Source organism: Pantoea sp. X-Soil-ISGK-275 (genome assembly GCF_059730795.1).
On record NZ_AP035976.1, the window covers coordinates 2,299,251 to 2,314,151 of the forward strand.

Consider the following 14,901-nt stretch of genomic DNA (forward strand, 5'->3'; position numbering starts at 1 on the left):
AGAAGGCGCTATGTTAGCCTGGCTGTCAGTTGGGAGTAAGTGTTGCACGACCTAACCTCGATCTTTCGCACAGGCTTTGTGCAATCTCTGCAACGGCGCCTAACCTGCCGTAAAAGGCGGCCGTTGTCTGTCAGAAATAACTGACAAACTGCGCGGTGTCCGGTGCCACCACGGTGGTGTTGGCCTTCAACTGCGGCGTGCCGAGATAGAGGAAACCGACAATCGCATCCTGTTCGCGGCAGCCAAAGGCTTCGCGCACGGACGGATGATCGGTCCACGGACCGCTGCGCCAGATGCCGTTGAAACCTTGCGCCACGGCTGCCATTTGCATCGCCATCACCGCACAGCTTGCAGACGCCAGCTGTTCCCAATGCGGCACTTTGGCGTGCTCTTCACAATGCGCCACCACGGTGATGATCATCGGCGCGCGAAAAGGCGCGGAAGCGGCTTTGTCGATCGCCTTCTGCTCAAGGTTGCTGTCGCGCGCAGCTTGTTCCAGCAAGTTAGCAAAACGCTCGCGCCCTTCATTTTCGACAATAATGAAACGCCAGGGCTGTAATGTGCCGTGATCGGGTGCGCGCATCGCGGCGTGTAGAATATTTTGCAACGCTTCCCCCGCCGGAGCCGGTTCTGCCAGACGTGACGCCGAGCGGCGATTAACTAATAAATCCAGTGCATCCATTATTCTTCTCCCGTGAATAAAAAGCGTGGGCTAATCCTGGCACAGCGCGATCTTTTGTAACAGTCTGGCGCGATTTCCTGCTGACTTTTCGCACGCCGCTCTTTAGGATGAACCCGACATCGGGGCAGATCGCGTGCTGGCTGCCCTGCTACGTGAATATGGAGAGTTTATGCGCACTTTGTGGCGAATTATTTCCGGCCTGTTCCGCTGGACCTGGCGGGTACTGAATTTTATTCGGGAATTTATTCTTAATTTATTTCTTATTGTATTGATCCTGGCGGGCGTCGGGATTTGGCTGCAAGTTTCCAGTTCCAATAGCAGTGAACCTGTGCAGCAAGGCGCGCTGAAAATCGATCTGAGCGGTGTGCTGGTCGACAAACCTTCCGTCAGCAACCGTTTGAGTCGTATCAGCCGCCAACTGTTAGGCGCCAACAGCGATCGCCTGCAGGAGAATTCCCTGTTTGACGTCGTTGACGCGATCCGACAAGCCAAAACCGATAAAAACATCACTGGCATCGTGCTGGAACTGCGTGACTTTGCTGGTGGCGATCAACCTTCGCTGCAATATGTGGGTAAAGCGCTGCGCGAATTCCGTGACGCCGGCAAACCTATTTACGCGGTCGGCGACAGCTATAGCCAGGCGCAATACTACATTGCCAGCTATGCCAACAAGGTCTATCTCTCACCGCAGGGCACGGTTGATCTGCACGGCTTCGCCACCAATGGTCTGTACTACAAGTCTTTACTGGATAAGTTGAAAGTGAACTCGCATGTGTTCCGCGTAGGCACTTACAAATCTGCGGTTGAGCCATTCCTGCGTGACGATATGTCACCGGAAGCGCGCGACGCCGACGGACGCTGGATTGGCCAGTTGTGGCAGAATTACCTGAATACCGTGGCGGCCAATCGTCAGATCACCCCAGAACAGCTGTTCCCTGGCGCAGCCGGCATCATTAGCGGTCTGCAAGCGGTACAAGGCGATACGGCGAAATATGCACTGAACAATAAATTAGTGGATGTGCTGGATACGCGTGCGGCCGCCGATCAGGAACTGGTGAAAACCTTTGGCTGGGACAAGGCAAATAACGATTACCGCAGCGTCAGTATCTACGATTACACCGTTAAACAGCCGCCGCAGAGTCAGGATGGCAATATTGCGGTAATCCTCGCCAGCGGTGCGATTATGGACGGTGAAGAGAGCGCCGGAAACGTCGGCGGTGATACCACGGCGTCGCAAATTCGCGATGCGCGTCTGGATCCGAAAATCAAAGCCATTGTGTTACGTGTCAACAGCCCAGGCGGCAGCGTCACTGCGTCGGAAGCGATTCGTGAAGAACTGGCGGCAGCTCACGATGCGGGTAAACCGGTGGTGGTTTCGATGGGCGGCATGGCAGCATCCGGTGGCTACTGGATTTCAACGCCTGCTGATTACATTGTGGCGGCCCCCAGCACGCTGACCGGTTCCATCGGTATCTTTGGCGTGATTAACACCGTTGAAAACAGCCTGAGTTCGGTAGGTGTGCATACCGATGGCGTGGCTACATCGCCGCTGGCGGACGTCGCCACCACCAAAGCGCTGCCAACCGAAGTGCAGCAGCTGATGCAGCTGACCATTGAGAACGGCTATCGTAACTTCGTGGGCCTGGTGGCGACCTCGCGTCACAAAACGCCTGACGAAATCAATGCGATTGCGCAAGGTCACGTCTGGACCGGTAGCGATGCGAAAGCCAATGGTCTGGTCGATGCGTTGGGTGACTTTGACGATGCCGTAGCAAAAGCCGCTGAGTTGGCGAAAGTCGCCAAGCCGGAGTTGAGCTGGTATCAGGATGATCCGGGCATGATCGATCTGCTGCTGAATCAGATGAACGCGTCGGTTCAGGCGGTGTTGCCGGCTGCGCTGAAAGTCTGGCTGCCTGCGCCAATGCTGGACGTGATGAGCGCAATGAAGCAGCAACCAGGCTTGCTGAATAACCTTAACGATCCGCAAAATCGCTACGCTTTCTGCCTGAACTGCGGCAACTTACGCTAATCTTTACAGCCCGGCCGCTGGTCGGGCTGCTTTTCGTTTGCAATCCCCTTATACTGCGCGTTTTACGGCAAGTCTGAGTTCCTTCATGCAAAAGAAAAATATCTACGTAGCCTACACCGGCGGCACCATCGGGATGCAGCGCTCTGCGCAGGGCTACATTCCGGTATCGGGTCATCTGCAGCAGCAGCTGGCAAACATGCCCGAATTCCATCGGCCTGAAATGCCGGCTTTCACTATCCATGAATATCAGCCGCTGATGGATTCCTCGGACATGACGCCGCAGGATTGGCAATCGATTGCGAACGATATTAAGCAAAACTACGATCGCTACGATGGCTTTGTGATTTTGCATGGTACCGACACCATGGCCTTCACCGCTTCGGCGCTCTCCTTTATGCTGGAGAACCTCGCTAAGCCGGTGATTGTTACCGGCTCGCAGATTCCCCTGGCAGAATTGCGTTCTGATGGTCAGCAAAACCTGCTGAACTCGCTGTACGTAGCGGCCAATTATCCGATCAATGAAGTTGCCCTGTTTTTCAACAACACGCTGTTCCGTGGCAACCGCACCACCAAGGCGCATGCGGACGGCTTTAATGCCTTCGCGTCGCCAAACCTGGCGCCATTGCTGGAAGCGGGCATTCATATCCGCCGGTTAAATACGCCGCCCGCACCGCAAGGTCACGGCGAGCTAATTGTGCATCCGATTACGCCGCAGCCGATTGGCGTGGTGACAATCTATCCGGGTATCTCTGCCGACGTGGTGGGTAACTTCCTGCGCCAGCCGGTGAAAGCGTTGATCCTGCGTTCCTACGGTGTGGGCAACGCGCCGCAAAACGCCGAGTTTCTGTCGGAACTGCAACAGGCCAGCGATCGCGGCATTGTGGTGGTGAATCTGACGCAGTGTATGTCCGGCAAAGTGAATATGGGCGGCTATGCCACCGGCAACGCGCTGGAGCATGCGGGCGTAATCAGCGGTTTTGATCTCACGGTTGAGGCGACATTAACCAAACTGCATTTTTTATTAAGTCAGAACCTCACCAGCGCGGAAATTCGTGCCAAAATGCAGCAGAATTTACGCGGCGAACTGACTGAAGATTGATACGGAGCGAACGAATGAAGCGGGCATTGATAATTATCGATATTCAGAATGATTTTTGCCCCGGCGGCCCAATGGCGGTACGTGATGGTGACCAAACGGTTGCTGTTGCCAATCGATTTGCGCGTGAGTTTCACGATCGGGGCGAATGTGTGGTGGCATTGCAAGACTGGCATCCAGCCAATCACGGCAGCTTCGCCTCAATCTCCGGCGAGCCGGTTTACACGCTGGGCGAATTAAACGGTTTAGCGCAAATCTGGTGGCCGGATCATGGTATTGAGAACTCTGTCGGTGCGGATTTCCATCCCGATCTCGATCGTTCTCTGATTGATGCCGTGTTCCACAAAGGTGGCGATGTTGAGGTGGACAGCTACAGCGCCTTTTTCGATAACGGCCATCGCCGCAAAACAGAACTCGACAGCTGGCTGCGCGAGCGCGGCATCAGCGATTTAGTGATGCTGGGTATTGCGACCGATTACTGCGTCAAATACAGCGTACTGGATGCGCTGGAGTTGGGTTACAACGTGGAGGTGGTTAAAGAAGGCTGCCGCGGCGTGAACCTGAATCCGGATGACAGTGAAATTGCGTTCGAGCAGATGGCGGCGCAAGGTGCGGTATTAATCTGAAAATAAGGGGCTGGTGAGAACCAGCCCTTTGGCTTTTTAGTGCAGATTGATGCGTGTGACATCGGGCTCAATGCCGAACTCTTCTTTCAGCTGTTTCTTCGATTTCATCACCATATCGCCACCTTTGCTGATGGTCATATGTTGGGGATCGTCATTGTGGCGCGCCTGCCACAGCATCACCAATTGCAGGCAATTCTCTTTCTGCTCCGGCGTTAGCGCAACGCCATCCGGCCATTTGCCGATTTCAACCGCCGTGGAGAGTCGTTCGTAGACTTCCGGCGTCATCGCCTCCAGCATCGCTTCCAGTTCCTGTTTCATGCTTAGCCCTCTTGCTGATTGCCCTGCTCATCAGTGAAGTTTAGCGAAGCGGAGTTCACGCAATAGCGCTCGCCGCTTGGCTGTGGGCCATCCGGGAACACATGCCCCAAATGCGCATCACAGTTGCCACAACGAATCTCAACCCGATGCATGCCGTGTGAATCATCTTCCAGATAGCGGATAGCTTCGTCACTGAAAGGCTGATAGAAACTTGGCCAGCCACAGCCTGAATCATATTTGGTTTCGGAGAGAAACAGCGGCGAGTTACAAACTAAGCAGTGGTAAATCCCTTCCTGCTTATTGTGCAGCAAGGTGCCCGAGAAAGGGGGCTCCGTTCCACGATGCTGAGTGACATAGCGCTGCATTTCGGAAAGCTGCGCAATTTTTGCGTCGGGTGCGGTGTCTTTAGCCATTTTGAGTTCCGGAGTGTCATTCTGAAAAAATCGACTAGTATTCTAACAAACGTACAACATCTATCGGGTCTTTTTTCGTGCTAACGCATCCGACATCTCTTCCACAGCACGATTTTGTGATGGCGATCACCCTTTGCAAAAGTCATCCCTTTTCAGCCCGCATTCGGCGTAACATAGGCGCGCAATAAGGGTGCTGCGTAAGCGATTGCGCAACGAATTATTCCTGGTGTTGGAATTGACCTGTCGCAACAATTGACACGATTCCGCTTGACGCCTGGTAAGGTTTTTGTAATTTTACAGCCAACCTTTTATTCACTAACAAATAGCTGGTGGAATATATGACTATCAAAGTAGGTATTAACGGTTTTGGCCGTATCGGTCGCATCGTTTTCCGTGCTGCGCAGCAGCGTTCTGACATCGAAATCGTCGCGATCAACGATCTGCTTGACGCCGATTACATGGCATACATGCTGAAGTATGACTCTACTCACGGTCGTTTTGACGGCACTGTAGAAGTGAAAGATGGTGCACTGATTGTTAACGGTAAGAAAATCCGTGTTACCGCTGAGAAAGACCCGGCTAACCTGAAGTGGGACGAAGTGGGTGTTGACGTTGTTGCTGAAGCGACCGGTATCTTCCTGACCGACGAAACTGCACGTAAACACATCACCGCTGGCGCGAAGAAAGTGGTTCTGACGGGTCCTTCTAAAGACAGCACCCCAATGTTCGTACGTGGCGCTAACTTTGACAAATATGCTGGCCAGGACATCGTTTCTAACGCGTCTTGCACCACTAACTGCCTGGCTCCACTGGCTAAAGTTATCAACGACAACTTCGGTATCGTTGAAGGTCTGATGACCACCGTGCACGCAACTACCGCAACCCAGAAAACCGTTGATGGCCCGTCTCATAAAGACTGGCGTGGCGGCCGTGGCGCAGCGCAGAACATCATCCCATCGTCTACCGGTGCAGCTAAAGCAGTTGGCGTTGTTCTGCCAGAGCTGAACGGTAAACTGACCGGTATGGCGTTCCGCGTTCCTACTCCAAACGTGTCTGTGGTTGACCTGACTGTTCGCCTGGAAAAACCAGCGACCTACAAAGAAATTTGTGCAGTGATCAAAGCTGAGTCAGAAGGCAAAATGAAAGGCGTACTGGGCTACATCGAAGACGACGTGGTTTCTACCGATTTCAACGGCGAAACCCTGACTTCAGTGTTCGATGCTAAAGCAGGTATCGCTCTGAACGACAACTTCGTGAAACTGGTTTCCTGGTACGATAACGAAACTGGTTACTCACACAAGGTTCTGGATCTGATTGCACTGGTTGCTTCTAAGTAAGCTAACCGGCTAAACAGACAAGGGGTGACTTCGGTCGCCCCTTTTTTTCGACTGGATGAAGAGAAGGTCTGACCATGCAAGATACGCTTTATACCCTTCCGGTAGTGAATCAAATCACCCCTTATCTGTCACAGCGTCAGCTGGGTGATTTGCCGATTGTGGTGATCAGCCATCCCAAAGTACGTGCGGCGATTGCCCTGCAAGGCGCACATCTGCTCTCGTGGCAGCCGAGCGGCCAGCAACCGGTGATTTGGCTCAGTGAAAAAACCCCGTTTACGACGGGTAAAGCAATTCGTGGCGGCGTGCCTATTTGCTGGCCGTGGTTTGGTCCGGCAGGCGAACCGGCACACGGTTTTGCACGTAACATGCCATGGACGCTGACCGCCCATGACGAAAACGAAGATGCCGTATTGCTGACTTTCACACTGGAAAGCAACGCACAAACTAAAAAGCTGTGGCCACACGATTTCACCCTGCTCGCTCGTTTCCGCATTGCTGAGCATTGTGAAATTGAGCTGGAAGCCTACGGTGATTATGAAGCCACGGCAGCGCTGCATAGCTACTTCCAGATTGCGGATATCGCGCAGGTCGAAGTGAGCGGATTGGGTAAAAGCTTTATCGATAAGGTTAACGATAATGCGGTTGGCGTATCAGACGGCAAGCAGACCTATCCAAACCGCGTGGATCGTATTCATACCGCAGCGGATGACTGCAGCGTGATTCATGATAGAGCCGGCAAACGTCAGATCGAAGTCTATCACCATTATCAGAGTGACGTTGTCACGTGGAATCCGGGTCCGGAATTGTCCTGCAGCATGGGTGATATGCCAAATCAAGGCTACAAAACCATGGTGTGCGTGGAGACTGCGCGCATAAGTAAGCCGTTAAAAAGCGCGGGCGAATCCCCTGCACGTTTGGGCACCACGATTCATATCGTCAACAAGTAATAAGATGCGGCGCAGTTGCGCCGCTAAACCACATCCAATGCGATTTTAGTCAGTGGCGCAGGAAACGCCCGATCGATGATGCTCAGCTCTTCAAGGGTCAGATTGATGCCAAGCGCCGCCGCATTTTGCTGCACATGTGCAACGCTGCTGGCTTTTGGAATGGCTAAAACGCCCGGCTGGCGTATAACCCAGGCCAGCATCACTTGCGCCACGCTGATGCCCTTCTGTTGTGCAATCTGTTGAAGATGCGGATCCTCAAATAACGCCTGTCGCAGTCGCCCAGCCTGAGCCAGCGGGCAATAGGCCATAATGGGCATCTCGCGCTGCTGACATTGCGGCAGTAGATCGTACTCGATTCCGCGCGACGCTAAGTGGTACAGCACCTGATTGGTTAAACAGGCCTTGCCGCCGGGCTCATGCCACAGTTCCAGCATATCGTCGTGGTCAAAGTTAGAGACGCCCCAATGGCGAATTTTGCCCTGCTGCTGCAACAACTCCATCGCGCGGATGGTTTCTTCTAAGGGCACATTGCCCCGCCAGTGCAACAGATAAAGATCGAGGTAATCGGTTTGCAAACGCTTAAGACTGCGCTCGCAGGCCTCGATAGCGTCAACTTCACCGGCATTCCATGGATAGACCTTCGATACCAGCCAGGCTTGATCGCGTCGACCGCGTAGCGCTTCACCAACCACCTGTTCAGCGCCGCCGTCAGCATACATCTCAGCGGTGTCGATAACCTTGAGGCCAAGATCTAAGCCTGCCTGCAGTGCCGCCACTTCCTGGCTGTGCAATGATGGATTCTCGCCCATATACCAGGTTCCCTGGCCGATGGCGGGTAAAGCTAATTCACCGTGAAATTGAATGGTCTTCATTACTCCTCCTGTTGCGCTAAATTGGGGCTCGGGATTGGTGCAATGTAAGAAAAACGCCTCATTATGAGGCGCTCATTTCATCATCAGAAGCTGTAACTGATGCCGGTCCAGAGTGTGTACTGCCCACTCTTATTGACCATCGGGCTATCTTTGATTTCGCTGTCGAAGCGCGTGTAACGGCCTGACAAGCTGGCGTTCCAGCTTTCAGTGATTTGGTAGCTGGCATTCATCTCAACGTACGGTGACCAGCTGTCATCAGGATGATACTCAGCGATGCCGGTACGCGCACTTTCATGCGATGAAACACCGTAGTAATAACGGTTCTGATTGGCGCTGTTCCACAGCGCGCCAATGCCCGGCGTCAGGCTGAAAGCACCGAAATTAAAGCGATATAAATAGGTGAGATCCCACATCATGCCGTTGCTGTTATTGAGCACATCACCCAGCAAAGTGGTGCGCACGATGCCCCAATCAGCGACATGACGATAGTTGGCACCGGCCATCAGCGTCATACGACGCTTATCCAGCGCTTTCATATCACCCAAATCGTTGTCTTTCGGGTCGTACTCCTGCGGCGATCCCAGCACGGTCAGCGACAGCTGATTCTGCGGGTCTTTCCACAGGTAATAGCCGCCTTGCAGGCTGCGGAACCAGAAGTCTTCACCCTCATAATTAATCACCGGAATCGGCAGATAGCGGTCTTGTCCGCCCCGATAAGGTGACTGCGCGTAAATGACAGAAGCGCCAAGAGATAAGGGTTCTGCATGGGTGCCGAACGCCGCAAAATAACAAGGAACAGCCAGAGCAAGCGCTTTAAGTTTGAATTGGTTCACAATTTAATCAGTCCATTAATATAACAATCACACGTAGAGTCTAACCAAATTTTTGCTATCGGTTAACGTTTAATGATGCTCTCTAACCAGCTAAGGGAAATAATCTGAGTGGCTGCGACGCTCTCGCTGCTTAGGTTGAATGCCTCAGTGCTTATGAGACTTTGTTATTGATATATCGCTGAATAAGGAGAAAAGTGGCTGCAGGTTTTCTGAATGCCTTCTACAGTTAAATGTAAGACGAGACTTTTTTGTACGAGCAGAGTAACCATAAGAATTGTGTACCCCGATTAAAAAACGTCAGGTTGGCATAAGGGTTGCTGTACTCAATAAAGAATATCTTCCGGGAGCTGCTACAAACTTTTATTACGCTCCTTTACCTGTGCTAAAAACGAAAGGACGGGCATCGCTATGAATATATTCGATCACTATCGTCAGCGTTATGAAGCTGCCAAGGATGAAGAGTTCTCATTGCAGGAATTCCTCGCCATTTGTAAACAGGATCGCAGTGCCTACGCCAACGCTGCAGAGCGACTATTAATGGCCATCGGTGAGCCGGTGATGGTTGACACTGCGCAAGAGCCACGCCTTTCCCGCATATTCTCCAACCGCGTCATGGGACGCTACCCTGCCTTCGAAGAGTTTTACGGTATGGAGGAAGCGATTGAGCAAATCGTCTCCTATCTGAAACACGCCGCGCAGGGTTTGGAGGAGAAGAAACAGATCCTTTACTTACTGGGCCCAGTGGGCGGCGGTAAATCCTCGCTGGCGGAGCGCCTGAAAGCGCTGATGCAGCGTGTGCCGATTTATGTGCTGAGCGCCGACGGCGAACGCAGCCCGGTAAACGATCATCCACTCTGCCTGTTTAACCCGCAGGAAGATGCCAATATTCTGGAAAAAGAGTATGGCGTACCACGCCGCTACCTTGGCACCATCATGTCGCCCTGGGCGGCAAAGCGTCTGCATGAGTTTGGCGGCGATATTACCCGCTTCAAAGTGGTGAAAGTGTGGCCGTCGATTCTGGAACAGGTGGCGATTGCTAAAACTGAACCGGGTGATGAGAACAACCAGGATATCTCTGCGCTGGTCGGTAAAGTTGATATCCGCAAACTGGAAAATCACGCACAAAACGATCCTGATGCTTACGGCTATTCAGGTGCGTTATGCCGCGCGAACCAGGGTGTGATGGAGTTCGTCGAGATGTTTAAAGCACCGATTAAAGTGCTGCATCCGCTGCTGACCGCCACGCAGGAAGGTAACTACAACGGTACCGAAGGGATCTCTGCCCTGCCGTTCAACGGCATCATCCTGGCACACTCCAACGAATCTGAATGGGTCACCTTCCGAAATAACAAAAACAATGAGGCGTTCCTTGACCGTGTTTACATCGTCAAAGTGCCTTACTGCTTACGCGTTTCCGAAGAGATCAAGATCTACAACAAACTGTTGGATCACAGTGAGTTGACGACTGCGCCATGCGCACCGGGTACGTTAGAAACGCTGGCCCGCTTCTCCATTCTCTCGCGTTTGAAAGAGCCGGAAAACTCTAGCATCTACTCAAAAATGCGCGTTTATGATGGCGAGAGCCTGAAAGATACCGATCCAAAAGCAAAATCCTGGCAGGAGTATCACGATTACGCGGGCGTAGATGAGGGCATGAACGGCCTTTCTACCCGCTTCGCGTTTAAAATCCTGTCGCGCGTGTTCAACTTCGACCATGCCGAAGTGGCCGCCAACCCGGTACACCTGTTCTACGTACTGGAGCAGCAAATTGAGCGCGAGCAGTTCCCGCAGGATCAAGCCGAGAAGTATCTGGAGCATCTGAAAGGTTACCTGATTCCAAAATACGCCGAGTTTATTGGTAAAGAGATTCAGACCGCCTATCTGGAGTCTTACTCTGAATACGGTCAGAACATCTTCGATCGCTACGTCACTTACGCTGATTTTTGGATCCAGGATCAAGAGTACCGCGATCCTGACACCGGACAGCTGTTTGACCGCGAATCGCTGAACGCCGAGCTGGAAAAGATTGAGAAACCTGCCGGGATCAGTAACCCGAAAGATTTCCGTAACGAGATTGTCAACTTTGTGCTGCGTGCCCGCGCGCAGAATAGTGGGCGCAATCCGAACTGGACCAGCTACGAAAAACTACGCACGGTCATCGAGAAGAAAATGTTCTCGAACACCGAAGAGTTGCTGCCGGTGATTTCTTTCAATACCAAAACCTCAACGGACGAGCAGAAAAAACACGATGATTTTGTCGATCGCATGATGGAAAAAGGCTATACCCGCAAGCAAGTACGTCTGCTGTGCGAGTGGTATCTGCGCGTGCGTAAATCTTCATAATCGTTATCTGTAAGCGTCGCGGCGCTTCGGTGCTGCAACAGGAGGCCGGGTTTACCCGGCCTAAGCTTGCAATGCAGTTTGGGGGATTTTTATGGCCTATTTTATCGATCGGCGTCTCAACGGTAAGAACAAAAGCGCCGTCAACCGGCAGCGCTTTCTGCGCCGTTATAAGGCGCAAATCAAGCAATCGATCTCCGAGGCCATCAATAAGCGTTCGGTGACCGATGTCGAGAGCGGCGAATCGGTCTCGATTCCAATTGACGATATCAATGAGCCGAGTTTCCATCAGGGGCGCGGCGGCAGTCGCCATCGCGTTCATCCCGGGAACGACCATTTCGTGCAAAACGATCGCATTGAACGTCCGCAAGGTGGTGGCGGCAGTGGCGGTAGCGGCCAGGGCAACGCCAGCCAGGACGGTGAAGGCCAGGGCAACGCCAGCCAGGACGGTGAAGGCCAGGATGAATTCGTCTTCCAGATTTCCAAAGATGAGTATCTCGATTTGCTGTTCGAAGATTTGGCGCTGCCAAACCTGCGCAAGAATCAGCATCGTCAATTGAACGAGTACAAAACCCATCGCGCCGGTTACACCGCAAATGGTACGCCGGCGAACATCAGCGTGGTGCGTTCTCTGCAGAACTCGCTGGCACGTCGTACGGCGATGACAGCGGGTAAACGCCGCATGCTAAACGAACTGGAAGCCACGTTAACCGAAGTGGAAAACAACGAACCGGCTCAGCTACTGGAAGAGGAGCGTTTACGCAAAGAGATCGCTGAGTTGCGCGCGCGCATCGATCGCGTGCCGTTTATCGATACTTTTGACCTGCGCTACAAAAACTTCGAGAAGCGGCCAGAACCCTCCAGCCAGGCCGTGATGTTCTGTTTGATGGACGTCTCAGGTTCGATGGATCAGGCCACCAAAGATATGGCGAAGCGTTTCTACATTCTGCTGTATCTGTTCCTGAGTCGTACTTATAAGAACGTCGACGTGGTTTACATTCGCCATCACACTCAGGCGAAGGAGGTCGACGAACAGGAGTTCTTCTACTCGCAGGAAACGGGCGGCACCATTGTTTCCAGTGCACTGAAGTTGATGGATGAAGTGGTTAAAGAGCGTTATGACCCATCACAGTGGAACATCTATGCGGCGCAAGCGTCGGATGGTGATAACTGGGCCGATGATTCACCGCTCTGCCACGAGATTTTAGCCAAGCATATTCTGCCGGTTGTGCGCTATTACAGCTACATCGAAATCACGCGCCGCGCGCACCAGACCTTGTGGCGTGAGTATGAGCATCTACAGGCGATGTTTGATAACTTCGCAATCCAGCATATTCGCGAGCCAGAAGACATCTACCCAGTATTTAGAGAACTTTTTCACAAGCAGGCTACAGAAGCCTAAGTCTTTAAGCCGGTCACTGACCGGCTTTTTCTTTGCAGCAGCCCCGCTCACTTCCCGCCATTTCTTGTTGTTTTTTCATACAAATTTAGCTGTATATGGGATACGCCCCCACAGAATGAAAAAATGTGCAATTAAGCGCTGACAAGCTATTGATAAGGCATTATCTTTCCACCTTGTCTGTGTGAATCCCCCGCAGTTTGTCTTTTTTGCCCCGCCGCAGGAGAACGCCGTTGAATACCAGCATGATTTACAGTGTGTTTATTATTGGGTCCGTGCTGGTAGCAGCAAGTATTTTACTCAGTTCCTTTTCCTCGCGCCTTGGCATTCCGATTCTGGTGATCTTTCTCGCACTCGGCATGTTGGCCGGCATTGATGGTATTGGTGGCATCGCGTTTGATAACTATCCGGTTGCCTATCTGGTCTCTAACCTGGCGTTAGCCATCATCTTGCTTGATGGCGGTATGCGCACCAAAGCGACCTCACTAAAAGTGGCGCTCGGCCCGGCGCTATCGCTGGCGACGGTCGGGGTGATGATCACCGCAGGTTTAACCGGCGTTGCCGCAGCCTGGTTGTTTAAACTCGACCTGATGCAGGGCTTCCTGATTGGCGCGATTATCGGTTCCACCGATGCCGCCGCTGTATTTTCGTTGCTGGGTGATAAAGGCCTCAACGAACGTGTCAGCTCCACGCTGGAGATTGAATCTGGTAGCAACGACCCGATGGCGGTGTTTCTCACCATCACTCTGATCGACATGATTCAGCAAGGCCAGTCAGGTTTGAGCTGGATGTTCGTGGTGCATCTGGTGCAGCAGTTTGGTCTCGGCATTGTATTAGGTCTTGGCGGCGGCTGGGCGCTGCAGCAATTGATTAACCGCATCAATCTTGCACAAGGTTTGTATCCCTTGCTGGCGCTAAGCGGCGGCATCATCGTGTTTGCGCTGACCACGGTGATGGAAGGCAGCGGTATTCTGGCGGTGTATCTTTGCGGCTTCCTGCTGGGCAACAGCCCGATTCGCAACCGCCACGGTATTTTGCAAACCTTCGACGGCATGGCATGGCTAAGCCAAATCGGCATGTTTATAGTGCTGGGTTTGCTGGTGACGCCTTCGGATTTGTGGCACATCGCGGTGCCGGCGATGATACTGTCGCTGTGGTTGATTCTGGTAGCGCGCCCGCTGTCAATTCTGGTGGGCCTGTTGCCTTTCAAGGGCTTTACTGGACGCGAACGTATCTTTATCAGTTGGGTGGGCTTACGTGGCGCGGTGCCGATCATCCTCGCCGTCTTCCCGATGATGGCCGGACTGGAAAACGCCAAGCTCTACTTCAATATCGCCTTCTTTGTGGTGCTGGTATCGCTGATGCTGCAAGGTACGTCGCTGGGCTATGCCGCGAAACGCGCCAAAGTAGTGGTGCCGCCAACCGCCTCGCCAATTAGCCGGGTGGGACTGGATATCCATCCGGAGAATCCGTGGGAGCAATTCATTTACCAGTTGGGCGCAGACAAGTGGTGCGTTGGCGCGGCGCTGCGTGATTTGCAGATGCCTCGCGAAACCCGCATCGCCGCCCTGTTCCGTGACAACGTGTTGATGCACCCCAATGGCAACACGCGTCTGAAGGAAGGCGATGTGCTGTGTGTGATTGGCCGGGAACGCGATCTCCCCGCATTGGGTAAAATGTTCAGCCAATCGCCGCCGGTATCGCTCGACCAACGCTTCTTCGGCGACTTTATCCTCGATGCCGAGGCACGTTTGAAAGATGTGGCGCAAATTTACGGGCTGGAGCTGGATGAACAAACCAACGATCAGCAGTCGCTAGGACAGCTGGTGATGAGTTTGCTGGGCAGTACGCCGGTGGTTGGCGATCAGGTGGAATGGAACCAGTTAACCTGGACGGTGGCAGAAAAAGAAGACAATCAAATCGTGAAAATTGGCGTACGCGTAATGGAAGACAAGGAATAATCCGAGGCCATTTTCGCTCGTAAACTTTGTGTGAACGACTATGCTCAC

General features: G+C 52.9%; 13 protein-coding genes. 8 read left to right on the forward strand and 5 right to left on the reverse strand.

The window, feature by feature from the left end:
• Window positions 1-130: 130 nt before the first annotated feature.
• Window positions 131-682: an NAD(P)H nitroreductase gene (locus AC6I8A_RS10705; RefSeq protein WP_265297984.1), complete on the reverse strand. Its 552-nt coding sequence runs from the start codon at window positions 680-682 to the stop codon at window positions 131-133.
• A gap of 169 nt (window positions 683-851) precedes the next feature.
• Here AC6I8A_RS10705 and sppA point away from each other — a divergent pair, with 169 nt between their 5' ends.
• From sppA to pncA, 3 genes are all read left to right on the forward strand, one after another.
• A complete protein-coding gene (gene sppA / locus AC6I8A_RS10710; RefSeq protein WP_497818447.1) occupies window positions 852-2,711 on the forward strand; it encodes a signal peptide peptidase SppA in 1,860 nt (619 codons plus the stop codon).
• 85 nt (window positions 2,712-2,796) lie between these two features.
• Entirely contained in the window at window positions 2,797-3,810 is a 1,014-nt protein-coding gene (gene ansA / locus AC6I8A_RS10715) for an asparaginase (protein WP_008110353.1), read from the forward strand.
• Between the two features lie 14 nt (window positions 3,811-3,824).
• Window positions 3,825-4,433 carry a bifunctional nicotinamidase/pyrazinamidase gene (pncA, locus tag AC6I8A_RS10720; protein ID WP_154156339.1) on the forward strand — a complete coding sequence of 203 codons (609 nt, stop codon included), beginning with the start codon at window positions 3,825-3,827 and terminating at the stop codon, window positions 4,431-4,433.
• 36 nt (window positions 4,434-4,469) lie between these two features.
• On the opposite strand, the gene AC6I8A_RS10725 is transcribed toward pncA, so the two are convergent.
• Together AC6I8A_RS10725 and msrB are read right to left on the reverse strand one after the other, a co-directional pair.
• On the reverse strand, window positions 4,470-4,751 hold the full coding sequence (locus tag AC6I8A_RS10725) for a YeaC family protein (RefSeq protein WP_101764217.1): 282 nt from the start codon (window positions 4,749-4,751) through the stop codon (window positions 4,470-4,472).
• Between the two features lie 2 nt (window positions 4,752-4,753).
• A complete protein-coding gene (msrB, locus tag AC6I8A_RS10730; protein WP_497818448.1) occupies window positions 4,754-5,164 on the reverse strand; it encodes a peptide-methionine (R)-S-oxide reductase MsrB in 411 nt (136 codons plus the stop codon).
• Between the two features lie 338 nt (window positions 5,165-5,502).
• Between msrB and gapA the strand changes: the two genes are divergently transcribed.
• A complete protein-coding gene (gapA, locus tag AC6I8A_RS10735; RefSeq protein WP_007889697.1) occupies window positions 5,503-6,501 on the forward strand; it encodes a glyceraldehyde-3-phosphate dehydrogenase in 999 nt (332 codons plus the stop codon).
• Between the two features lie 74 nt (window positions 6,502-6,575).
• Window positions 6,576-7,448 carry a D-hexose-6-phosphate mutarotase gene (locus tag AC6I8A_RS10740; protein ID WP_497818449.1) on the forward strand — a complete coding sequence of 291 codons (873 nt, stop codon included), beginning with the start codon at window positions 6,576-6,578 and terminating at the stop codon, window positions 7,446-7,448.
• 23 nt (window positions 7,449-7,471) lie between these two features.
• Here AC6I8A_RS10740 and AC6I8A_RS10745 read toward each other — a convergent pair whose 3' ends face one another.
• On the reverse strand, window positions 7,472-8,320 hold the full coding sequence (locus AC6I8A_RS10745; protein WP_497818450.1) for an aldo/keto reductase: 849 nt from the start codon (window positions 8,318-8,320) through the stop codon (window positions 7,472-7,474).
• A gap of 83 nt (window positions 8,321-8,403) precedes the next feature.
• Entirely contained in the window at window positions 8,404-9,153 is a 750-nt protein-coding gene (locus tag AC6I8A_RS10750; RefSeq protein WP_293797352.1) for a MipA/OmpV family protein, read from the reverse strand.
• Window positions 9,154-9,561: 408 nt separating this feature from the next.
• Between AC6I8A_RS10750 and yeaG the strand changes: the two genes are divergently transcribed.
• The 3 genes from yeaG to AC6I8A_RS10765 all read left to right on the forward strand — a co-directional run bounded on the left by yeaG (window position 9,562) and on the right by AC6I8A_RS10765 (window position 14,853).
• Window positions 9,562-11,496, forward strand: coding sequence for a protein kinase YeaG (gene yeaG / locus AC6I8A_RS10755; RefSeq protein ID WP_008110364.1), 1,935 nt, complete (start codon window positions 9,562-9,564; stop codon window positions 11,494-11,496).
• Between the two features lie 91 nt (window positions 11,497-11,587).
• On the forward strand, window positions 11,588-12,895 hold the full coding sequence (locus AC6I8A_RS10760; RefSeq protein WP_497818451.1) for a YeaH/YhbH family protein: 1,308 nt from the start codon (window positions 11,588-11,590) through the stop codon (window positions 12,893-12,895).
• A gap of 230 nt (window positions 12,896-13,125) precedes the next feature.
• Complete coding sequence (locus AC6I8A_RS10765) at window positions 13,126-14,853, forward strand: potassium/proton antiporter (protein ID WP_256696590.1); 1,728 nt, start codon at window positions 13,126-13,128, stop codon at window positions 14,851-14,853.
• The last annotated feature ends 48 nt before the right edge of the window (window positions 14,854-14,901 follow it).